Origin of the sequence: Micromonospora sp. NPDC005205, from assembly GCF_040608275.1 — a bacterium.
Classification (GTDB): Bacteria; Actinomycetota; Actinomycetes; order Mycobacteriales; family Micromonosporaceae; genus Micromonospora.
The window spans coordinates 86,640-108,069 of record NZ_JBEXHV010000012.1; the positions used below are offsets into that span (position 1 = coordinate 86,640).

The window sequence follows — 21,430 nt, forward strand, 5'->3', positions numbered from 1 at the left end:
GACGGGGTGCCCGACGTCTATGAGGAGCAGCCGACCAGGACGACGCCGTCCTGATCTGGCACCCCTGAGCTACAGCGGCCAGCCGAGCAGTCGAGCGCCGAGTACGGCTGTTTGCAGGGTGAAGCGTTGGGTCGGCTCGCCGGGGTGGTAGCCGGTCAGGTCGCGGATGCGGTCGAGGCGGTAGGTGATCGCGCGGACGGATAGGTGCATCTGCCGGGCTGTCGCGGTGTGGTTGCCCTGGTTGTCGAAGAGCACGGTCAGGGTCTCCAAAAACGGCTCGGCACCGCCGCGCGCCGCCGTCAGTGGCCCGAGGACCGTGGTCACCAGGTCGGTCATGGCGTCGCGGTCACGCAGCAGCACGGGGAACACCAGCAGGTCGGCAGCATTGAGGACGGGCGTGGTGAAGCCGAGCCTGACGGCATAGTCGAGGGTGTGGCGGGCCTCGTCGAGGGACGTGGCCAGGCCATGCAACCCCGGTTGGGTACGGCCGACGGCGATCTGCCAGTTACCCGCGCCGAGTTCGGCGAGGAGCAGGTGGGCGAGTTCGGCCGCGATGCCGCGTAGGCCGCCGGCGCTGATGCAGACCACGTCGCCGTCGCGGAGGGTGGTGAGGGTGTTGCCTTCGCCGAACCTGGAGGCCAGTGCGGCATCGATGCGGTGCGTGATGCCGGGAGTCAGGCCGGCCGCACGGGCGATGAGGACGGTGTGGGTGGCCGACAGACGGATGCCGTACCGGTGTGCGCGCTCGGCCAGGGCGCCCGGGTCGGCACGGCCGGTGAGCAGGTCATTGACGAACGCGGCACGTTCGTTGTCGTGGCGATCCAGCTCGGCGCGGTTCTGCCGGGTGTACCCGTCCACGGCATCGGTGAGCAGGACACGGGCGGTGTCCAGCAGTGTCTCGGCGCGGGAATGCACGGCGACGGCGGTGTCGGTCGACGCGACCGGGGTGGCGCTCCAGTGGGCAGTGGTGGCATCCAGCAGACCGGTAACAAGCTCGCGCAGTGTCAGCCCCTCGTCCGCTGCGCGGGCACCCAGGTTGAGCGCTGCCCGACGCCGGGCACTGGCCGGGACGTACAGCAGATCCTGGCAGTTGGCCGCCAGCCAATTGTCCTCGCTCATGGGCTGTTCCTTGTCGGCGTGCTGGTGGCCGCAGGGAACCCGCGGCCACCAGCCTCAGGTTTACACACCGATGTCGCGACGGTCGAACACGATGACTCCGGCGGTCGTGGTTGCGGCACCGAGGAGCACGAGAGCGAGAAGCTCGACCGGATGCCAGCCGGTGTGCAGCGGGTCCGTGCCGATGAAGTAGTGGAACGGCGACAGCCAGCGCACCCAGTGCCACCCGTCGAGCATGCCGCCGATGGCGTTGGCCATGTAGGCGGCCACGGCAAGGCCACCGGTGATCGCGAGGACGACAGCCCGTTTCCCGGTGGCGGCGCCAACAAGGAAGGCGACGCCAGCGAAGCTCCACACCAGGGCGACCAGGCCCGCGGACGCGGCGGCGACGTTGGACAGGGGGATGTCCATGCCGATCCAGGGAACAATGATCATCAGCAGGATTCCCGGGATGGCCGCGATCCCGGTGAGCGCGCTGCCGACGGCGGCCACCCGTTGCCAGGCGAAAGCGGCTCGCGAGACCGGATTGGCCAGCATCAGCTCCATGCCGCCGTCCTCCTCCGGCCGAGCGATCGTGCGGGCAGTCAGCGTGATGGCGCACATCAGGACCAGCAGTGGGCCGACCAGGCTGAAGATGGTCGCCTGCAGATAACCGGCGGGCGACAGCATGTCGGCGATGCCGAGGAAGTCCAGCATGCCCTGGGGCAGCGCGTCCTGCTTCAGCTCCGCAGCGCCCTGGAACTGGCTGTAGAACGAGGTGTAGATGGCGGTGAAAGCGGCGACGCCACCTGCCCACCCGATCAGTGCCAGGCGGTCGTCACGCCAGGTCTTACGCACCAGCGCGGGAAGCATCGCCAGCTCCTTCCCCGTGGTAGTAGAACGACAGGAACGTCTCTTCCAGGTCAGGCTCGGCCGACAACATGTCGACCACCTGATGACGCGCCGCCGCCTTGATCAGCGGGTCGATGCGGCCATCGACAGTGCATTTCAGCACCGGGCCGGACACCACCACGTCGCTCACTCCGGGCAGGACACTGAACTCTGCCGGGTCCACCGGATCGTCGAAATGAATCTCGACGGCGCGGACCGCCCGCTTTCCCAGTGACTCAACCCGCTCGACCGCGGCCAACTCGCCGTCGCGGACGATGGCGACCCGGTCGGCCGCCTGCTGCACCTCGGCCAGGACATGAGAGGACATGAAGACGGTCTGCCCAGCACCACTGGCGTCGCGGACCATGGCCAGGAACTCCTGCTGCATGAGTGGATCCAGCCCGCTGGTCGGCTCATCCAGGACCAGTACCGCCGGCCGGTGCATGAACGCCTGCACCAACCCGACCTTCTGCTTGTTGCCCTTACTCATCGTCCGTACCGAGCGCGAGAGGTCCAGGTCGAGCCGCTCCGCGAGCTCGGTCACCTGCGACCAGGCCACGCCGCCGCGTGCTGCGGCGAAGAAGCGCAGCAGGTCTTCCGCCTTGTCCCGCCCGGGAAACACGAGCTCGCCGGGCAGATAGCCGATCTGACGGTGCAGTGCGGTCCTGTCCCTGCGCGGGTCGAGCCCGAGCACAGTCGCGTGTCCACGAGTGGGGCGAAGGAAGTCCAACAGCAGCCGGATCGTGGTGGTCTTTCCGGCTCCGTTCGGTCCCAGGAATCCCACCACCTCCCCGGCGCGAACCTCCAGGTTGAGCCCTTCGATACCGCGACGCTGACCATAGAACCTGGTCAGATCCTCGGTGAGTAGGGCGATGTCGCTTGTCATGCCCACATCGTCACCGGCCGTCCTACCCGGCATCCAGGTCAGCATCCGGCCGACAAACCGCTGACGCCGTTGCCGGACACCGGAAACCAACACGCCAGTCACTCCGGCCGATCACCGGCGGCACCCCGGCGCTACTTGGCGAGGGCTCGTCGATCAGCGTGCGGTTGAGCCCTGCGCCCACCGGTCGAGACGGCTTGGGCGGTCGGCGAGCGGCGTTTGCCGCCGTCGACGGTGTCGGGGACGGGATTCCTCCGCGGCGAACACGGGAGTACGGTGAGTTCTGGTGTGCCGGGAAGTCTGGTCGGCGGTCATATCCGCGTCGACCGAGAAGGACTACCACGATGAGTGATGTTGCGCTACGCACCGTCAACCTGACCAAGCGCTACGGCCGGGTCCTGGCGCTGGACGACCTGTCACTTGAGGTGCGCGCCGGTGAGGTGTTCGGGTTCCTCGGTCCCAACGGTGCCGGCAAGTCCACCACGATCCGCATGGTGCTGGGCCAGGTGCGCCCAACGACGGGCCGTGCCTGGGTGTTCGACACCGACGCGGGAGACGTCGCCCGCGCGCACCGACTGCTCGCATACGTACCCGCTGACGTGGCGTTGTGGCCGCAGCTGACCGGCGCGGAGATTCTGCATCTGCAAGCCTCCACCGGCCCGGGCACCGACCTGGCCTACCGCGACCAACTGGTCGAGCGGTTCGCGCTCGACACCACCAAACCGGCGCGTACGTACTCGTCGGGAAACCGGCAGAAGGTCGCGCTCGTCGCGGCGTTCTCGACCCGGGCGCCGTTGCTGGTGCTGGACGAACCGACCAGCGGCCTCGACCCCCTGATGGAGCGTGAGTTCCGCGCCGCCGTCACCCAGGCACGCGAGCGGGGGCAGACCGTGTTCCTCAGCTCCCATCAGCTGGGCGAGGTCGAGGCGGTGTGCGATCGCGTCGGCATCCTGCGGGCGGGCCGGTTCGTCGAGATCGCTTCCATCGAGCAGCTGCGGGGTCTGCGTCGTGCCGAGGTGACCGTGTCGTACACCGGCAGGCCGCCGGATCTCGACGCGCTGTCCGGCGTCGGCGCTGTCGAGCAGACCGGGAGGGGACGGTTGCGGTTCTCGCTCATCGGGCCGCCCGCGCCGGCGCTGCGGGCGCTGGCCGCCGCCGAGGTGACCGCTTTGGCAGTTCGAGAGCCGAACCTTGAGGAAATCTTCCTCGACTACTACGGCGAGCAGGCCAACTGATGAGCATGTCGATGATGGCGCCCGCCACTGGAATCACCACGCAGGCCGTTCCGGGGAGGTCGATCAGCGGGCTGGCAACACGCCAGCTACGCCGAAGCGGTCTGATCGTGCTGGCCGTGACCGCGGTCATGCCTGCGCTGGTGGCTGGCACCTACACCAGTGTTATGGCGGATCCCGCCGCGGCGGGCAGCATCGCCGAGCTTGCCGGGAACCCCGCCATCCGGACCCTGTTCGGAGAGCCGGTTGCGCTCGACCAGGCTGGCGGGTTCACGGTGTGGCGGGTCGGCACCTTCGTCGCCGTCCTGCTCGCCGCATGGTCGATTCTGGCGACCACCCGCATCACGCGCGGCGAGGAGGACGCCGGCCGGTGGGATGTGCTGCTGGCCGGGCGGGTGCCGCTGCGCGCGATGGTGGCCCGCCACCTCGCAGCCGTCATGATCGTGCCGGTTTTCGCCGGTGGTGCCGTCGCCACGGTGTTGCTGCTTGCCGGCACTGAGCCGGCCGGAGCGTTGGTGCACGGAGCCGGCGTGGGCGTCCTCGGGTTGTTCTTCGTCGCCGTTGCTGGGCTGACGGCGCAGGTGTTCCCGGCTCGGCCGACCGCGACCGGAGCCGCCGTGGCGGTCCTCGGCACGGGCCTGCTCGCGCGGATGATCGGTGACGGCGTCATCGAGCTGGGGTGGTTGCGGTGGCTGTCGCCGTTCGGGTTGCTCGCCCTCAGCGAGCCGTACGCGCAGAACCGACTCCTGCCGCTCGTGCTGCTGCTCTCCGCGGCTCTTGCGCTGGGCTGCGCCGCGCTTGGCGCTGCCGGCCACCGCGATATCCGAGGTGGCCTGATCGCGCCCGCCTCCGGCCGCCACCCACGACTGATACTACTGAGCGGCGTGCAAGGGTTCGCGGTGCGGCGGGTACTGTGGCCGCTGACCGGGTGGACCCTCGGCGTCGGCGCCTACTACCTGCTCATCGGCTGTACCGCGATGTCGGTCACCGGCTTCTTGGCCGATAATCCGGCGCTCGCCGCCCAAGCAGCACGAGCCGGTTTCACCGGGCTCGGTGCGGTCGAAGGGTTCACCGCGACTCTGTACTCGCTGCTCGCCCTGCCCGTCGGCGGTTTCTGCGCAGTTCGGATGTCCGCCTTCGTCGCCGCCGAGACCGACCGCCACCTGACTTTGCTGACCGGTCAGCCGGTTAGCCGGCTGCGCCTGCTCGCCGCCGAACTCGCCGCCACCGCCGGCGGCGCCGTGGCTTTGGTCATCGTCGCCGGGTTGGCCGTGTGGGCGGGTGTCGCCGCGACCGACGGTGACCTGAGCTTGCTCGCGGCCTTGAGTGGGGCTGGCAACGCGTTGCCTGTTGTGCTGCTCAGCCTCGGGGCGGCCACCCTCGCCATCGGCTGGGCACCCCGGGTGGCCGCGGTCGCCGGGTCGCTGCCCGCGACCGGCGGCTTCCTGCTGTTGGTGATCGCCGACAGCATCGGCGCACCCGGGTGGGTCCGCGAGGTGTCCCCGTTCGCCCATCTGGCACCCGTCCCCCTCGCCGGTGTCGACTGGACCGCCACCCTGGCCATGACCGGCGTGGCCGCAGGAGTCACGGTGGCCGGAGCCTGGGGCTATCGGCGGCGGGATCTGCGCGGGTGAGCGGGCCGGCCGTTGGTCAGGCGGTGTCGGTGCGGCTGCCGGACGGCTGCTGGTAGACGTCGGGGATGTCGTCGCGGTTGGCGTCGACAGTTCTTCGCTCAGTTCCCCGCACGCTGCGAACGCCGGAACAACGCGTACGCCGTAGCCCAGGACCCGTAGAAACTCCGGGACATCGGGCCACGCGGTACCAACGCGTATCCCAACACTCAGCTGCCGTTTCGTCCATGTCGACGGCCAAGCTGGCCTGCGGGCCAAGGGTCAGGCTCGCTGGCCGCGCCGCGTCCGAGGTGGGTCACCGTCGCCGTACAGGTCGGGAGATGGTGCCGTGCTATGCCTGATCAGCAGCTCAGGCACGAGCAGCTGTCGTCTCGACGTCGAGGCACTCTCCGGCTGCTCAAGCTGAGACAGCAGCAGCCCCAGGCTGAGCCGACCCAGCTCAGCGAAGTCCTGGCACACCGTGGTCAGCGGCGGCAGATAGTGCGCCCCGTCGAGCGCCCCGTCGAACCCCACCACGCTCACGTCCTCGGGGATCCGCCGACCGGCCTCGTGCAGGGCCCGCAGGACGCCGAGAGCCAGCTGGTCACTGGCGCAGAAGACCGCCGTCACGCACGGATCGGCCGCCAACCGCTGGCCCTGCTCGTACCCCGCCCGGGCGCTCCAGTCTCCGGACGCCACGGCAGGGATCGGCAGATCCGCCTCCTGCAACGCCGCACGCCAGCCCCGCAACCGCTCGCTGGCCTCCGGCCAGTCGTCCGGACCGGCCACGTGGTGAACGGTGCGGTGCCCCAGGTGGAGCAGGTACCCGGTGGCCATCCGCGCGCCGACGACATTGTCGATCCGCGCGCTCGGCACCGCGTCGATGCTGCCCCCACCGACGGTCACGCAGGCGATCCCCGGCGACGCCTCCGCCAACGCGCCGGCCATCGCCGATTTCGGGGCGATGGCGATGATCCCCTCCACCGACTGCTGACACAGCCAGTCGACCGCGTCGAGCACCGACCGGCGGTCCAGGTGCCGGACGCTGGCAACGCTCACGAAGTAACCTGCCGCTCGGGCCGCCCCCTCAATCGCATACAACATGGACGTCGGTCCGAACAAGGGGCTCTCGTAACCAATGATCCCCAACGTCGCCGAACGTCGTGTGACCAAGGCACGAGCAGCAGGGTTCCGGCGATAGTTCAACTTCCGCATCGCATCCAACACCCGCTGCTGGGTTGCGGCCGACACGTGTGGCTGCCGGTTGATCACCCGGGAGACCGTCTGTGAGGAGACCCCCGCCAGCTTGGCGACATCACGCATGACGGGCCGCCCGAACCACGTCGTACGGGTCGAGGCGTCGTCCGACCACCGGCCGCCCACCACCTCAGGGCCGTTCATCTCACCCACACCCGCCCCTCCCCGACCTCAGTCAATCCGCGGTTCAGCTCCAGAGGATGGCCACCGCGAAGGTCTCGGCGAGCTGGCCGCCGCCCCGGTTCCAGCGCAGGCCGGCAGTCGGGGCGGCGGTTTCCACGCCACGGTGCTTCAGCAAACCCACCGACAATCGAGGGACGCCGTTAGACGGGTCGGCGGGTGAAGCGCTGATTGGGGTTGCCGGAGTAGGCGTACTGGGAGATACGAGCGCCGTCGGCGGTCGAGCGCTCCCACACGTCCAACGCAAGGCCGGACTGCCGGTTGGTGAGGCTGACCACGCCGCCCTGGTCGGTGATGCGCCATTGCTGGCTTACGGCGTTGGTGTCGGGCTGCTGAGTGATGTCGGCGCCGCTGGTGTTGTTGGCGATCTGGAGGACCAGGCCGCTGTGGCGGGCCTTGATGCGGACGTAGCCGCCGCCTGCGTCGACGAATGCGAACTGCTGGTGCTGTCCGCCGTTGCTTGACCACTGGGCGAGGGTGGCTCCGGCGGAGGTGGAGGCGCCGGTGATCTCGGCGACCTTGCCGCTGTGCTGCGCCACCAGGTTGTAGTAGGTGGAGGTAGGCGGCGGCTGGGTCGAGCCTGGGATGAACTCCCATCTCGTGGTGGATGATGTCGCGTCGGCGGTGAGGCGGTCACGGGCGGTAATGTCTTCGTAAAGGCTCCACCTCATCCAGTCGATGGAGGTTCGCATCGACAGGGCGTTGCCGAAGAAGTTGCCGTGGTCGCCCCCAATGAAGGTGAGGAATGCCTTGGTCGCGGGCAGCTCCGAATATGCCTGGCGGGCCGACGAGTACAGGCAGGTCGGGTCCCGGTCACCGTGGATGAACAGCACATTGGCGCCGACCGCGCCGCTCGGGTTGCCCATGTCCACGCAGGACATCGGGATCGCGGCCTTGATCCGGGGGTCGGGGAACGCGGTGAGCATTGCGTGGGTGGTCATTCCGCCCATGGAGTGCCCGGACATGCCGACGCCGACGGTGGTGTCGATGTGGCCGGCCAACGGATCGTTGGCGGTGTTCAGGGCCAGGGTGCGGGTGATGGCCTCAGAGTTGTCCCTGGGCAGTTCGCCGTTGTACGTGTCACCGATGCCGACCGTGGGCACGCTGACGGCGGGGACGACGAAACCGGCCGCGGCCAGTGGGCGGATGACTGCTAAGGCGCCCTGCGGGGTGCCGCCGAGGCCGTGCTGGTAGGCGCAGACGGGGAAGACGCCCGGGGCGACGGGGGCGTTGTTGATGGGGTTACCCCCGGGAGTGCCGGTGGCGGGGTAATACACGAAGGTGGTGATCCGGCGGTTGCCACGCATCCAGTTGTACTGGCGCACGCCCACGGCGAACGGCGTGGTCGGCGCGGCCCGGAGCGGACCGACCGTGTCGGCGTTTGCCGGCCAGGCACCCAAGATGGATCCCGCGCCCACGGTCGCCGCTCCGACAACGCCCAGCCTGAGGAAATTGCGTCTCTGCATGAGGATCGCTCCTTACGATGTGTTCGACTAGGGGTGGCATTCCGTGCTTCCGCGGCAACCAAAGACGGATCTGTTGTGGCCGGCGGGTACGGACTTCGCCGGACCGGATGCCGCGCCGCCGGCGTTGCCGCGAGTTACTGCCGGGTCCACTTCTGGTTGCTGCCGCCTGCGCAGTCCCAGATCTGCACCTTCGCGCCGTTGGCCGTGGCGGCACCGTTGACGTCCAGGCACTTGTTGGCGCCCACTGCGGTCACCGTGCCGTCGGCGTTGATCCGGAATTGCTGATTGGGCTGGCCGTTGCAGTCCCAGATCTCGACCGCGGTGCCGTTGGTCGTGCCCTGGTTGTAGACGTCCAGGCACTTGGTGCCGTTGTAGACCCGCAGCTCGCCCGCCGACGTCTGGGTGAATCGCTGGTTCGCGCCACCGTTGCAGTCCCAGATCTCGGCCAACGCACCGTTGACCTGCGACGCCCCGGTGATGTCCAGGCACCGCCCCGACCCCTGCCCCCGCAACCCGAAACTGGCACCTGGGTTGGTGGTGCCGCCGCCGGTCACGATGTACATCGCCGCGCCGTGTGCCGGCACTGAGGCGCTGATGGTGCCGCTGGTGGTGGTGCTCGTGTGGGCCCACAGGTCGCGCACCGAGTAGCTCGACGCGGCACCGAGCCCGATCTGGGAGGCGGAGGTGGAGATGGTGGCGGCGCTGGACCCGCGGTTGAGCAACACGACGGCCATCGACCCGTTCGACATCGGTTTGGTCCAGATCTCGGAGTTGCCGTTGTCGACGATTCGGTTGCCCTGCCGGCCGCCCCAGTCCTGGTTGACGGCGATGACCTCGGTGTTGGTCAGGATCGACCGGGTGGTCGCGCTCATGGTGCGCAGGTCGTTGCCGGCGATCAGCGGCGCGTTGAGCAGTGCCCACAGGCTGAAGTGGGCACGCGACTCCGTGTCGGACAGGCCGTTGCCGACCTCGAGCATGTCCGGGTCGTTCCAGGCACCTGGCTTCGACGCGCCGGCGTAGCCGGGCTGGGAGTCGAGGATGCCCATCACCGAATTCCAGTTGCCCTGGATGTCACCGGTGTTGCGCCACGAGTTGCCGGTCGCGGCTCCCCACTGCACGACGTTGTCCTGGCCCCAGTTGCAGAGCGCGAACAGGATCGGCCGGCCCGTGCGGGCCAGCGCGTCACGCATGGTGGTGTAGCGCTGCTGACCACTCTGGCCGCCGTGGTCACCGCAGTTGTCGTACTTGAGGTAGTCGATCCCCCACGACGCCCAGGTGTTGGCATCGCGCTGCTCGTAGCCGAGGCTGGCGGGATAGCCAGCGCAGGTGGTGGTGCCGGCCGAGGAGTAGATGCCGAGCTTGAGGCCCCTGCCATGGACGTAGTCGGCGAGTGCCTTCATACCGTTCGGGAACTTGGTGCGGTCGGGCACCAGGTTGCCGTTGGCGTCGCGGCTGCGCTCGGACCAGCAGTCGTCGATGTTGACGTACGAGTATCCGGCAGCGGCCATGCCGCTGGACACCATGGTGTCGGCGGTCTGCCGGATCAGGCTGTCGTTGACGTTACAGCCGAAGGTGTTCCAGTCGTTCCAGCCCATCTGCGGGGTGCGGGCGAGCCCGTTGTCCAAGGCTTGAGCCGGCGCGGCGAACGCCAGGACCACGGGTACGGCAGCGGCAACCAGTGCTGCGGCGAGCGCGATGCGGAACGGTTTACGCACGTCGTTCTCCTTCGGGTAGGAGGGGTTGGAGTCGCGTTCTGGGCGTAGATGGCGGTGGTTCGGAGCCCGCCGCCGCCGACGGCGGGCTCCGCTGTTCCGCAGATGCCGGCGCATCTGAGCCGGGTGGCCGCTACCCGCACCGGGTGACATGCCAAGCACGAACCGCGACTGGTCCTTGCGGGTGCTATTCGCCGGATGGCGCTGTCAACGTCATGCCCAACCGTGCCGGGGTTCCGAAGTTGGGCGTGCCGTCGGCGTTCCAGGTGAACTTCTGGGCGCGGGTGGAGCGGTTCATGTCGCACCCGCCGGAGGCAGAGTCGTTGGCGTGGTAGACGATCCAGTCCTCCGTGCCGTCCGGTGACTTGAAGAACCCGTTGTGGCCGGGCGCGAACACACCGTTCGAGTCGCTGCGCTGGAACACCGGTGTGGACTTCTTCGTCCAGTGCGCCGGGTTCAACGGGTCGCTGCCGGTCAGGGTGAGCAACCCGAGCTTGTAGTCCGGCCCCCAGCACGCGGAGGCCGAGTAGACAACCATCACCTTGCCGTTGTGATAAAGCGGTTCGGGCCCTTCGTTGACCGCCCCGCTCTGCCGTTCCCAGGACAGCGTCGGCGAGGAGAGCCTCGACCGTGAGCCCTGCAGGGTCCAGGGGTTGGACAGCCGCTGGATGGAGTTGCTCTGCCCGGCGCCGTCGCCGCCGTAGGTTGCCATCAGGTAGAGGCTGCTGCCGACCTTCAGCACGCTGGCGTCGAGGGACCAGTCGCTGCCGAGGTCGGCCTTGAAGGTGTACGGGCCCATCGGGTCGGTGCCAGCCGATTCGAGGACGTGCAGCCGTTGGGTGGGGTTGTAGTCGGGGACGTTCCGGCCGGCGGTGTAGTAGAAGTACCAGCGGTTGCCGTTCGGACCGTTGATCAGGTGAAACTCCGGTGCCCACATGTTGCAGCAGCCGTTGGCCCGCCCAGCCAGGTTGAAGATGACCTGGTCGGGTGCGCTGGCCAAGCCACCCAGCGTCGCCGATCGGCGCATCGTGATGGTGGAGTTCCACGTCGTGGTGGCCAGGTAGTAGTACCCGTTGTGGTACTGCAGCCACGGGTCGGGGCCGTTGCGCTTGATCGGGTTGGTGAAGGTGCGCGTGCCACCGCCGCCGAGGGCGACGAGCTGCCACTGCTGGTTCGTGCCGTCGAGGTCCTGGTACTGCGAGACTTTCGCCCCGTCGGCGGTGGACCGTTCCCACACCTCGAGGGCCTTGCCGCTGTTGCGGTTGATCAGCCGGACCTGACCGCCGGCCGAGTCGGCGAGCCGGAACTGCTGCCGGGAGTCGTTGCGGTCGGTGTTCTGCACCAGCTGGACGCCGTCGGCGGTGGTGGGCAGGTCCAGCACTTTGCCGCTGTGCACGGACTGCAGCCGGTACCAGCCGCTGCCGGAGTCGAGGAACCGCCACTGCTGCCAGGCGCCGTCGTTGCGGGTGTACTGGTTGATCGCTGCGCCGTCGGTGGTGGCCAGGTTGTAGACATCGAGGGCCTTGCCGCTGTTGCGGTTGACCAGCACGTAAGACACGTTCGGTTGCACCGTGGCAGCCTCGGCGGCTGGGGTGGCGATCGTCGTGCCCGCCGCGGCGAGCATCGCCACCACCCCGGTGACCAGGATTCTGCGCATCGTCGGATCTCCTCTCCGGTCAGTAGACGAACGGCCAGCCGGCGGCGTCGTACCCGAGCAGGTTGATGCCCAGCAGCGAGGCGCCGTTGTTGGCGTAGTAGTGGTAGACGAGGACGTCGGCGTCGGTGTCGGTGAACACCGCCTGGTGACCGGGTCCGTGGATGTTTCCGTGCCCTGCCAGCACCTGGGTGCCACCGCCGGCGGTCATCGCCTTGCCGCTGCGGTCGACATACGGTCCGGTGATCGAGGTCGACCGGCCCACCATCACCCGGTACGTGCTCGCGGCACCCTGGCAGCATCGGTCGAACGACACCCACAGGTAGTAGTAGTTGCCGTGTCGTGCGATCTCCGGTGCTTCGATCGCGCCTCCGTTGCGGCCGGCGATGCTGTGCACTGTCGCATCGGAGCGTTTCCCCGTGGACGGGTTCAGCGCCACCATCTTGATGCCGGACCAGAATGATCCGAAGCTGAGCCACCACTTGCCGGAGGCGTCGACGACCAGGTTGGGATCGATGGCGTTGAAGTTGTCCGACGTCCGCGATTCGATCACCAGGCCCTGGTTGGTCCAGCTGCCGGAGGTGCCGGTGGTGCTCGTGGCCAGGAAGATCGCGGACCGGTTGGAGCCGAACGTCGAGGCGGAGTAGTACAGCCAGTACCGGCCGTCGCGGTAGGTCAGGTCCGGTGCCCACAGGTTGCGGCTGCCGCCGGTGTACGTCGTGGTCCACGACGCGCCGTTGGGGAACACCGCACCGGCGTTGCGGAACGCGGTCCGATCAGTGGAGGTCTTCAGCGCGATGTTGTTGCCGGTGTGGGCCAGCAGGTAGCCGCCGCCCGGGCGGGCCACGATGGTCGGGTCGTGCACGCCGACGTCACCGGTGACCGTGCCCGGATTCGGGTAGGACGCGGGCGGTGTGGTGGGCGTTGCTGCCGCCTGCGGCGCGGCATTCAGCGAGGCGGCGGACGAGGATTGCGTCGCCGCGGCCCCGCCGGCGGCCAGAGCGACGACGGACAGCGACAGCACAGCCAGACGGCGGAGGGTGCGTGTTTTGTGTACGGGCGAAACCGAAGTTGTCACGACAGGTCCTTAGGTCGGGCGCCGGGCAGCCCGATCGCGGGCAGTGTCGGCGCGGTGCGTCACACGCCAGTCGGCGCGTTCGTGGATCCCAGATGGTGTTCATCGTTGGGTGTGATTCGATTTCCGGGATGGAGAGCGGCAACCACCGCCGGCCATCTCTCTCCGTCAGACGCGGGTCCAGCGTTGGTTGGCCGCGCCGGAGCAGGTCCACAGGACCAGCGGGCTGTTGTTGGTTGTTGCGGCCTGATTGACGTCGATGCACCTGCCCGACTGTCCTCCTCGTATGGTGCCGTCGGCTTGGATCGTCCACTGCTGGTTGGGGCCCGCGCCGCAGGTCCAGAGGATGACCCTGGTGCCGTTCGCGGTGCCGTTACTCTCGGCGTCGAGGCACTTACCGCCAATGCGGAGCTGACCCGAAGCCGCGGTGACGACCTGCGTGATGCCGCCGTTGCAATCCCAGATGACCGCCTGGGCGCCGTCGGTCGGCGCACCGCCGAGCAGGTCCAGGCAGCGACCGGATCCCGCGCCGCGCAGGCTGAAGGAGGTAGTGGGTGTCGACGAGCCGGTCCGGACCCGGTACATGACCACGCCGTGCGGCGGGACGGTCGCGCTGATCGCTGCGGAGGTGTTCCGGGACGCCTTCGTCCAGACGTCGGCCAGGGTGTAGCTGCCAGCCGTTGGCATGCCGATCTCGGCGGCGGTGGTGGACACCGTCGCGGTGCTGCCCGAGCGGTTCAGCAGGGCGACCGCGCCGGAGCCGTCACTGAGGGTCTTGGCCCACACCTCGGTGTCGCCGAAGTCGCGGACCCGCTGGGCCTGGCGGCCCGCGCTGTCCTGGTTGATCGCCAACACGTCGGGGTTGGTCAGTACGTCGCGGACGTCGGTGGACATCGTGGTGATGTCGTTGCCGGCGATCAGCGGTGCGGCCATGATCGCCCACATGCTGAAGTGGGCACGGTTCTCAGTAGGTGTGAATGTGCCGCGGACACCGACCTCGAGCATGTCGGGGTCGTTCCAGTGCTGCGGGCCGGCCCAAGCTGCCAGGGGCGCCTGGACATCGAGGATCTCGGTGACGCCCATGAAGCAGTCGGCCCGACAGCCGGTGCTCCACCGATCGGTGATGTCCTCGGTGGTGCGCCACATGTCGGCCACCTGGCTCCAGTTGTAGGAGGGGCCGGTGTTGGAGTGTGCGCTGTTGGAGTTGATCGAGTAGACGATCGGCCGTCCTGTGGCGCGCAGGGCGTCGCGCATCTTCGTAAAGCCCGCGATTTGATCGTTAAGGCTGCCCCAGGGCGAGCACCAGTCGTACTTCAGGAAGTCGACGCCCCAGGACGCGAACGTGTTGGCGTCCTGCTGTTCATGATTGAGCGCGCCGGTGGCCCCGCCGATGGCGTTGAAGTACTGGGCGCAGGTCTCCTCACGAGGCGCCTGGTAGATGCCGAACTTGAGGCCCTTGGAGTGGATGTAGTCGCCCAGCGCCCGCATGCCGGACGGGAATCGCGCCGGGTCGGAGCGCAGGTTGCCGGCCGCGTCGCGAGTCGTCGCCTGCCAGCAGTCGTCGACCACCACGTACTGGTAGCCGGCCGCGCGCATGCCGGAGTTGACCATGGCGTCCGCCGCACCGCGGATCTTGGCTTCGTTGATGTTGCAGCCGAAGGTGTTCCAGCTGTTCCAGCCCAGGGGCGGGCGGACGGCCGGGCTGCCGGGCGCCGCCGAGGCCGGCGCGGCGGGGGCGAGCACGGTGCCCACCGCGACGGTGGCGGTAGCGGCCAGGACTGCCAGCAATTGTCGTATACGTAGTCTCACCAGCTACCTCTGCCTTCGGGGATCAGGAGACGCGGAACGTCGCGTCCTGGCGGTCACTGGCACTGGAGCCCGAACTGAGGGGGTCGATGCGCAGCACGTAGTTGGAGTGACGCAGATAGCGGTCCGGGAAGTTGTACGACCGAAACGACGACCAGGTGGAGTCGGCCAGGCCGGGAACCCGCTGGAAGGTCGCGTCGGCGCGGAAGGCCGCGGTGCCGTCGTTGGCCCCCAGCCGGATCACGTAGTCGCTGTGCCGCAGGTAGCGACCGGGTGAGTTGACCGACTCGAACGACACGCCGGCGGAGTCGGCCAGGCCGGCGACCATGCGCCACAGTTGGTCCTGGTGGGGGTCGAACGGGTAGGCGTCGATCCGGCCCACGTCGCCGGCGTGTCGTACGTAGTAGTCGGGGAAGTTGTACGACTTCAGCCGGACCCAGGCCGGCAGGCCCCAACGGGACACGAGTCCGTCGTACTCGGCCGAGGTGATGCCGATGATCGAGCCGTGCTTGGCGTTCAGCGGTGGCGTGTAGTCGCGTTGGTTGAGCAGCGTCCAGGAGTTGCCCGCCACGTTGGAGGTGGACCAGGCGTAGTAGTCGTTGTTGACCGGGCTGAACGAGTCGCCCCACAACCGCCAGCCGCTGCCGGTGTTGTTCTTGATCAGCAGGGGCGCCTCGATGGCATTGCCCTGCCGCAGGCCGCTGGTGTAGTTGGTGTAGCTGTTCGGCGCGCCGCTCGACGACCGGGCGCCGTAGATAAGGCCGTTGGACATGTTCTTGTAGTACATGTAGAAGGCTGAGCCGTCGGCCACGATGTCGGCATCCAGCACGGGGTAGCCGGGGCTGAAGTAGACCTGGTTGGTGCTCACCGTCCGGAAGTCCGAGGTGTAGTTGACCATGAAGACGTCGGCGCCGTTGTTCGCGGAGTAGACGATGGCGTACTGGTTGCGCGACGGCACCCAGAAGGCGGTTGGTGCCCAGGTGTGGGTAGCCAGTCCGTGCATCCGGATCCGGCGGTAGCTGGTGAAGCTACGCAGGTCGGCTGAGTCCCAGACGTGCAGGTACTGGTTGTTCTGGTTGAAGATGCGCCCGCGCAGGTCGGTGGCCAGCACGACGAAGGTGCCGTCCTGCTTGCGCAGGATGAACGGGTCGCGCAGTCCGAGCGTGCCGGCGGTCGGGGTCGCCACGGGGTTGTTCTGGTTCAGCGGACGCCAGTTCAGGCCGTCGGTGCTGACCGCCAGGTGCAACGCGTAGCTGTCGCCGCTCTGGTTCGGCGTCTCCTTGAAATAGCCGAACACGTACGCGCTGTTGGCCGCCAAGGCGGCTGATGGCGCAGCCAAAGCGGCCGTTCCGCCGCCGACGGCGGTCAGCGTGCTCAACGCGGCAAGGCGGGTGAAGTCTCTCCGGGACAGTGGCACAGCGATCTACCTCTCTGGGGATTCGGCGGCCGGCTCGAACGGGGATCTCCGCGTTTGCCGACGCCAGGGCACCGCGTCGACGGAAACGTTTCGAAGATGTTGAGATTGTGTTTCGTCATAGTGTTAACGTTCACATAGATGGTTGTCAATACTTGTTCTGGATTGCCCTCTTGCAGTATCTGAATACGGCTGATCTACAGCGTTAGCGTTAACAATCTTGCCTTGACGCGCAGAGCCGAATGGCGGTCCACGACACGGGCGGCAGTGTCGCGCGAAGCACCCCGTCATCCACTTCGGCGTCGTCCGCCGGCCGCGCGACCACCCGGTCGGGGTAGTCCGACGTGTTGACCGCAAAGAGGTCGTCGTCGGCGATGGTCCAGGATTCCGCCACCCGCAGGGCGGCGCCGAAGCTCGTCACCGGAACGGTCAGCGTCACCGACTGCGACTGATGCCGGTTGACCACGAAGACGCTCACCTCACCGGTGTCCGCGTCGTGGGTGGCGACCGCGTCGAGTGCCGGCACCGCGCCGTAACGCGCGGTGTCGTACGTCGGGCAGCGTGGCTCCACCCGCAGCACCTCGCCTCGGGCCAGGCGGGAGGTGATGGCGAAGGGGTAGAAGATGGTCTGCCGCCAGGCCGCGCCGCCGGGTTCGGTGCGAATGGGTGCGATGACGTTGACGAGCTGGGCCTGACAGGCGACGGTCACCCGGTCGCTGTGCCGCAGTAGCGAGATCAGCAGGCTGCCGACCACCACGGCGTCCGCGACGGTGTAGCAGTCCTCGATGACGCGCGGCGCCACCGGCCACTCGGTGGATCCGGTGTCCTGCCGGGCCTGGAACTCCCGTAGGTACCAGACGTTCCACTCGTCGAAGGAGATGTTCAGGCGCTTGGTGCTCTTGAGCCGGGCGCCGACGCTGTCGGCGGTGGAGACCACGCTGTGCACGAAGTGGTCCATGTCCACCGATGAGGCCAGGAAGCTGGCCATGTCGCCGTCGACCGGCTCGTAGTAGGCGTGCGCCGAAATGTAGTCGACCGCGTCGTACGCCATCTCCAGCACCTCCGCCTCCCAGGCCACAAAGGTGGGCATCGACGAGCTGGAACTGCCACAGGCGACCAGTTCCAGCTCCGGTTCGGCCGAGCGCAGCGCACGTGCCGTCTGCGCCGCCAGCCGGCCGTACTCCTGGGCGGTCTTGTGTCCCGTCTGCCAGGGCCCGTCCAGCTCGTTACCGAGGCAGAACATCCGGACCCCGTACGGCTTCTCGGCGCCGTTGGCTCGGCGCAGCTCGGCCAGGCGGGTGCGGTCGGGGTGGTTGAGGTACTCGTGGACATCGAGCGCCTCCTGCACGCCGCGGGTGCCCAGGTTGAGGGCGTACATCACCTCGACGCCGGCCTTGCCCGCCCAGCGCATGAACTCGTCGACGCCAACCTCGTTTGTCTCCAGGCTGCGCCAGGCCAGGTCGCGGCGCACCGGCCGGTCCGCGGCCGGTCCGATGCCGTCCTCCCAGCGATACCCGGAGACGAAATTGCCCCCGGGATAACGCACGAGGGAGACCCCGAGTTCACGGACCAGGTCCAACACGTCCCCACGGAAGCCGTCGACGTCGGCGGTCGGATGTCCCGGCTCGTAGATGCCGGTGTAGACACATCGCCCCATGTGCTCGACGAAGGATCCGAAGGTACGCCGGGACACCGGTGCGATGACGAAGGACGGGTCAAGCCTGAACGAGGCGGCAAACACAGATCTCCCAAAGCTCGAGCGCGTCATTTGAGGCTGCCGACGGCCAACCCGCCCTGCCAGTACCTCTGCAGGGTGAGGAAGGCGATGACCAGCGGAATGATCGACACCAGCGAACCGACAATGATCAGATTCCAGAGCGACTGGCCGCCACCGTTGTTGGAGCTGGCCAGCTGCGACCACAGCCCGATCCCCACGGTCAGGGGATAGAGCTTGGAGCTGGACAGCATGGTCAGCGGCAGGAAGTAGTTGTTCCAGGTGCCGACTACCGACAGCAGGAGCACGGTGACGACGCCGGGCCGCATCAGCGGCAGCGACACCCGCAGGAACGTGCGCAGCTCGCCGGCGCCGTCGATGCGCGCCGCGTCCAGCAGTTCGTCCGGAACCGAGACGGCCGCGTAGACCCGCATGAGGTAGACGGCGAACGGGCTGAGTAGTGATGGCAGGATCACCGCCCAGATCGTGTCGGTGAGCCCGACGTTGCTCATCATGACGAAGGTCGGGATGACCAGAGCGGTGAGCGGGACCATGACCGAGCCCAGGACGAGCGCGAAGACGATGCCCCGGCCACGGAAGTCGAACTTGGCGAAGCCGTAACCGGCCAGCACCGAAATGATCGTGCAGCCGACGCCGCCGGCGAACGCGTACAGCACCGAGTTGCCCAGCCAGCGCAGGTACTCGCCGTTGTTGAAGGTGAACAGGTCGCCCAGGTTGTCGAACAGGTGGAAGCCCGAGAACCACAGGGCACCAGAGCCGGAGAAAAGCCCTTGAGCGTCCTTGGTGCTGGCCACCACAAGCCACCAGACGGGCACGAGGAAGTAGCACACCATCGCCAGCAGCAGCAGTTTCGCCCAGACGTGGCGGGGCCGTCGCCGCACGTCGCTCACGTGAAGATGCTCCCCTTCTTGCGCGTGACGATCATGAAGATGGCGACCGCCACGAAGACCACGAAGCCCAGCGCGAAGGAGATCGCCGAGGCGTAGTTGAACTGGGCATAGCGGAACGCCAGATTGAACGCGTAGATGTTCGGGGTGAAGTCCGGGGTAACGGTTCCGTTGGCGATCGGGCCGAGGATCTGCGGCTCGGCGAAGAACTGCAGGGTGCCGATCAGCGAGAAGATCAGGATGAGGGTCAGCGCCGAGGTCACCAGCGGCACCTTGATCCGGATCGCGATCTGGCGGGCGTTCGCCCCGTCGATCCGAGCGGCCTCGTAGACCGAGGAGTCGATACTGCGCAACGCCGCATAGATGATGATCATGTAGTAGCCGGCCCACTGCCACGTGACGACGTTGAGCAGGCCGTAGAAGATGTTGCCCTGGCTGAGCAGGAACGGCGCCCGTACGTCGAACGCCGAGGCGATCTGCTCGATCGGTCCAAAGCTGGGACTGTAGAGGAAGCCCCACATCAATGCACCGAGGACAGCGGGGATCGCGTACGGCAGGAAGATGACAAGCCGGGAGAAGCGCGCCAGGCGGCCGGTTACCTCGTCGAGCACCAGGGCCGCTACCAGCGCCACGATCATCTGCAGCGGGATGACCACGAGACTGAACCGTAGGACGAACCACAGACCCTTGCGGAACGACGGGTCGCCGAATGCGCGGGTGTAGTTGTCGAGACCGGCGAACGTCGTGCCCGTCGCCAGACCTTTGGTGTAGAGGCTGAGGTAGCCCGCGTACGCCAACGGACCGATCAGGAAAACCACGAACACGACGAGGAACGGGAGGATGAACAGCCAGCCCAGGACGCCACGTCGAGAGGACCGGCGGCGAACCGGTGGCGAACCGAGCGGATCGGCTACGACGGCGCGGGGTGCGCTCGGTCTGGCGTCGATGATGCCGGCCACAGAGCATCTCCCTTCTGACCAAGATGGGCCCGGGCGGCCGACGGGGCACGGCGACCGCCCGGGGCGGATCAACGGACGGTGAAGCCCTGGGTCTTGGCGTACTTGACGATGTCGTTGTGAAGATCGGTGGCGGCCTGCGCACCGGTCGTCTGACCCGCGTTGATCTTCACGATCTGGGCTTGGAGCTGGGCGTAGTAGTAGACGGTGAACGGGCTGTAGACGGCGCCCCGGTAGGCGTTCGCGGCCGGGATGTAGACGTCCTTGTTGGCGGTCTGGCCGTTGAAGAACTCGCTCTTGGCCTCGACGAACTCCTTCGAGGTCAGAACGCCGGTGTTGAGCGGGAAGATGGTCTGTGTCTTCCAGCCGTCGGTTAGTGACGGCTCGTCGGCGTACAGGCCCATTGCGACCTTGGCCGCGGCTGCCTTGTCACTCGCCTGGCTGGTGACCGCGAAGGTGGAGCCACCCCAGTTCACCTCGACCGGGTTGGCCGGGTCCCACTGTGGCAGCGGGGCCACGGCCCAGGTGCCCTTCTCCGTGCCGCCGCCGACGCCTGCACCGGTCAGGTAGCCGGGTGCCCACGCGGCCGAGACATAGGTGGCGTACTTGCCGCCGACCATGCCGGAGATGTAGTCAGTGGTGAACTGGTCCTCCTTGCCGACCAGGCCGTTCTTGGCCAGGTCACCCCAGAAGGTGAGGACATCCTTGGTGGCCTGGTCGTCCAGTTTGATGGTGATGTTCTGCTTGTCGGACAGGTTGTAGGTGAACGGCTGCGCGCCCTTCTGCATCATCAACGCGGTGGTGACGGCCGGCACGTTGCTGCCGAAGTCGCCGAAGACCGGGCCGCCGGCCGCCTTCACCTTGGCCGCCGCCTCGGCGTACTCCGGCCAGGTCCTCGGCGGAGCCGTGACGCCGTACTTCCGAAACACGTCAGTGCGGTAGATCAGGGCCATCGGACCGCCGTCGACCGGGATGGCATAGACGGCCGACCCCTGTGAGACGTCCTTCCAGGCGCCCTCGCTGAAGTTCTTCTTCACCTCGGCGGCACCGAACGGCGCGAGGTCGACCAGCGCGTCCTGGATCTCGAATCCGACCAGTTGGTCGGATTCGAGCATGACGACGTCGGGCGCGCCTTTCTTTGCCGCGATGGCGGTCTGGAACTTCTCGTACTGCGGCTGACCCTGGCCGGCGTTGGTCCAGCAGACCTGCACGTCGGTGTGGGTGTTGTTGAAGTTGTCGACGACCTTGGCCATGTTCGGGTACCAGGCCCATACCGACACACGGTTCGCGTCCTCGTGAACGATCTTGTTCGTGCAGTTCGTGGGCTTCGCGCGGGGCGTGGCAGCACCGTCGTCACCGCCACTGCAGGCGGTCAGGCCGAGGACGAGCGCCACAGCGGTGACGACTGCGGGCAGATGTTTGCTGGTGCGCATTGCTGCGAGCCTCCTGAAGGGACTTCGAACACCCGGATCGCGCGCCGTCCGCGTTCTCGAGCAGGGCGACATGGCCGTGCGCGGGGTTCGGCTCAAGGCTGCGGCGAGCACGCTACTTAAGAAGTTTGTTGGCAGAAGCGAGGT

The 21,430-nt window shown here is 67.6% G+C and carries 16 protein-coding genes and 1 pseudogene; 2 read left to right on the plus strand and 15 right to left on the minus strand.

Features of this window, described 5'->3' with window-relative positions; genetic code table 11:
* Positions 1-69: 69 nt before the first annotated feature.
* The 3 genes from ABZU43_RS21825 to ABZU43_RS21835 are packed head-to-tail and all read right to left on the minus strand — an operon-like array spanning position 70 to position 2,872.
* Positions 70-1,119 carry a helix-turn-helix domain-containing protein gene (locus ABZU43_RS21825; RefSeq protein ID WP_355008312.1) on the minus strand — a complete coding sequence of 350 codons (1,050 nt, stop codon included), beginning with the start codon at positions 1,117-1,119 and terminating at the stop codon, positions 70-72.
* Positions 1,120-1,179: 60 nt separating this feature from the next.
* Positions 1,180-1,968: an ABC transporter permease subunit gene (locus ABZU43_RS21830; RefSeq protein ID WP_355008313.1), complete on the minus strand. Its 789-nt coding sequence runs from the start codon at positions 1,966-1,968 to the stop codon at positions 1,180-1,182.
* A complete protein-coding gene (locus ABZU43_RS21835) occupies positions 1,946-2,872 on the minus strand; it encodes an ABC transporter ATP-binding protein (RefSeq protein ID WP_355008314.1) in 927 nt (308 codons plus the stop codon). The genes ABZU43_RS21830 and ABZU43_RS21835 overlap by 23 nt, the downstream gene beginning before the upstream one ends.
* Positions 2,873-3,213: 341 nt before the next feature.
* Here ABZU43_RS21835 and ABZU43_RS21840 point away from each other — a divergent pair, with 341 nt between their 5' ends.
* Together ABZU43_RS21840 and ABZU43_RS21845 are read left to right on the plus strand one after the other, a co-directional pair.
* Positions 3,214-4,104 (plus strand): ABC transporter ATP-binding protein, encoded by an 891-nt coding sequence (locus ABZU43_RS21840; RefSeq protein ID WP_355008315.1) that lies wholly within the window; start codon positions 3,214-3,216, stop codon positions 4,102-4,104.
* Positions 4,104-5,735, plus strand: coding sequence for a hypothetical protein (locus ABZU43_RS21845; protein ID WP_355008316.1), 1,632 nt, complete (start codon positions 4,104-4,106; stop codon positions 5,733-5,735). The genes ABZU43_RS21840 and ABZU43_RS21845 overlap by 1 nt, the downstream gene beginning before the upstream one ends.
* A 258-nt stretch (positions 5,736-5,993) precedes the next feature.
* On the opposite strand, the gene ABZU43_RS21850 is transcribed toward ABZU43_RS21845, so the two are convergent.
* The 12 genes and pseudogenes from ABZU43_RS21850 to ABZU43_RS21905 form a co-directional block, all read right to left on the minus strand.
* Positions 5,994-6,770, minus strand: a complete 777-nt coding sequence (locus tag ABZU43_RS21850) for a substrate-binding domain-containing protein (RefSeq protein ID WP_355008429.1) — start codon at positions 6,768-6,770, stop codon at positions 5,994-5,996.
* A 189-nt stretch (positions 6,771-6,959) separates the two neighbouring features.
* Positions 6,960-7,112 (minus strand): annotated as a pseudogene (locus ABZU43_RS21855) (LacI family DNA-binding transcriptional regulator); the annotation flags it as partial.
* A 179-nt stretch (positions 7,113-7,291) separates the two neighbouring features.
* A complete protein-coding gene (locus tag ABZU43_RS21860; protein WP_355008317.1) occupies positions 7,292-8,614 on the minus strand; it encodes an RICIN domain-containing protein in 1,323 nt (440 codons plus the stop codon).
* A 134-nt stretch (positions 8,615-8,748) separates the two neighbouring features.
* Complete coding sequence (locus ABZU43_RS21865) at positions 8,749-10,329, minus strand: ricin-type beta-trefoil lectin domain protein (protein ID WP_355008318.1); 1,581 nt, start codon at positions 10,327-10,329, stop codon at positions 8,749-8,751.
* A 184-nt stretch (positions 10,330-10,513) separates the two neighbouring features.
* The gene (locus ABZU43_RS21870; protein ID WP_355008319.1) at positions 10,514-11,983 is read right to left on the minus strand and encodes a family 43 glycosylhydrolase; all 1,470 of its coding nucleotides are present in this window, start codon (positions 11,981-11,983) and stop codon (positions 10,514-10,516) included.
* Between the two features lie 19 nt (positions 11,984-12,002).
* Positions 12,003-13,004: an arabinan endo-1,5-alpha-L-arabinosidase gene (locus ABZU43_RS21875; protein ID WP_355008320.1), complete on the minus strand. Its 1,002-nt coding sequence runs from the start codon at positions 13,002-13,004 to the stop codon at positions 12,003-12,005.
* 219 nt (positions 13,005-13,223) lie between these two features.
* On the minus strand, positions 13,224-14,864 hold the full coding sequence (locus tag ABZU43_RS21880) for a ricin-type beta-trefoil lectin domain protein (RefSeq protein ID WP_355008321.1): 1,641 nt from the start codon (positions 14,862-14,864) through the stop codon (positions 13,224-13,226).
* A 22-nt stretch (positions 14,865-14,886) separates the two neighbouring features.
* Positions 14,887-16,278 (minus strand): glycoside hydrolase family 43 protein, encoded by a 1,392-nt coding sequence (locus ABZU43_RS21885; protein ID WP_355008322.1) that lies wholly within the window; start codon positions 16,276-16,278, stop codon positions 14,887-14,889.
* Between the two features lie 208 nt (positions 16,279-16,486).
* Positions 16,487-18,043: an alpha-N-arabinofuranosidase gene (locus tag ABZU43_RS21890; RefSeq protein WP_355008323.1), complete on the minus strand. Its 1,557-nt coding sequence runs from the start codon at positions 18,041-18,043 to the stop codon at positions 16,487-16,489.
* Entirely contained in the window at positions 18,040-18,900 is an 861-nt protein-coding gene (locus ABZU43_RS21895; protein ID WP_355008324.1) for a carbohydrate ABC transporter permease, read from the minus strand. The genes ABZU43_RS21890 and ABZU43_RS21895 overlap by 4 nt, the downstream gene beginning before the upstream one ends.
* The gene (locus tag ABZU43_RS21900; RefSeq protein WP_355008325.1) at positions 18,897-19,856 is read right to left on the minus strand and encodes a sugar ABC transporter permease; all 960 of its coding nucleotides are present in this window, start codon (positions 19,854-19,856) and stop codon (positions 18,897-18,899) included. The genes ABZU43_RS21895 and ABZU43_RS21900 overlap by 4 nt, the downstream gene beginning before the upstream one ends.
* A gap of 68 nt (positions 19,857-19,924) precedes the next feature.
* A complete protein-coding gene (locus ABZU43_RS21905) occupies positions 19,925-21,286 on the minus strand; it encodes an extracellular solute-binding protein (protein WP_355008326.1) in 1,362 nt (453 codons plus the stop codon).
* Positions 21,287-21,430: the final 144 nt, after the last annotated feature.

Coding starts and splice junctions, on each gene's coding strand:
- ABZU43_RS21825 (WP_355008312.1), bottom strand. CDS start 1,119: ATGAGCGAGGACAATTGGCTGGCGGCCAACTGCCAGGATCTGCTGTAC.
- ABZU43_RS21830 (WP_355008313.1), bottom strand. CDS start 1,968: ATGCTTCCCGCGCTGGTGCGTAAGACCTGGCGTGACGACCGCCTGGCA.
- ABZU43_RS21835 (WP_355008314.1), bottom strand. CDS start 2,872: ATGACAAGCGACATCGCCCTACTCACCGAGGATCTGACCAGGTTCTAT.
- ABZU43_RS21840 (WP_355008315.1), top strand. CDS start 3,214: ATGAGTGATGTTGCGCTACGCACCGTCAACCTGACCAAGCGCTACGGC.
- ABZU43_RS21845 (WP_355008316.1), top strand. CDS start 4,104: ATGAGCATGTCGATGATGGCGCCCGCCACTGGAATCACCACGCAGGCC.
- ABZU43_RS21860 (WP_355008317.1), bottom strand. CDS start 8,614: ATGCAGAGACGCAATTTCCTCAGGCTGGGCGTTGTCGGAGCGGCGACC.
- ABZU43_RS21870 (WP_355008319.1), bottom strand. CDS start 11,983: ATGCGCAGAATCCTGGTCACCGGGGTGGTGGCGATGCTCGCCGCGGCG.
- ABZU43_RS21890 (WP_355008323.1), bottom strand. CDS start 18,043: ATGACGCGCTCGAGCTTTGGGAGATCTGTGTTTGCCGCCTCGTTCAGG.
- ABZU43_RS21905 (WP_355008326.1), bottom strand. CDS start 21,286: ATGCGCACCAGCAAACATCTGCCCGCAGTCGTCACCGCTGTGGCGCTC.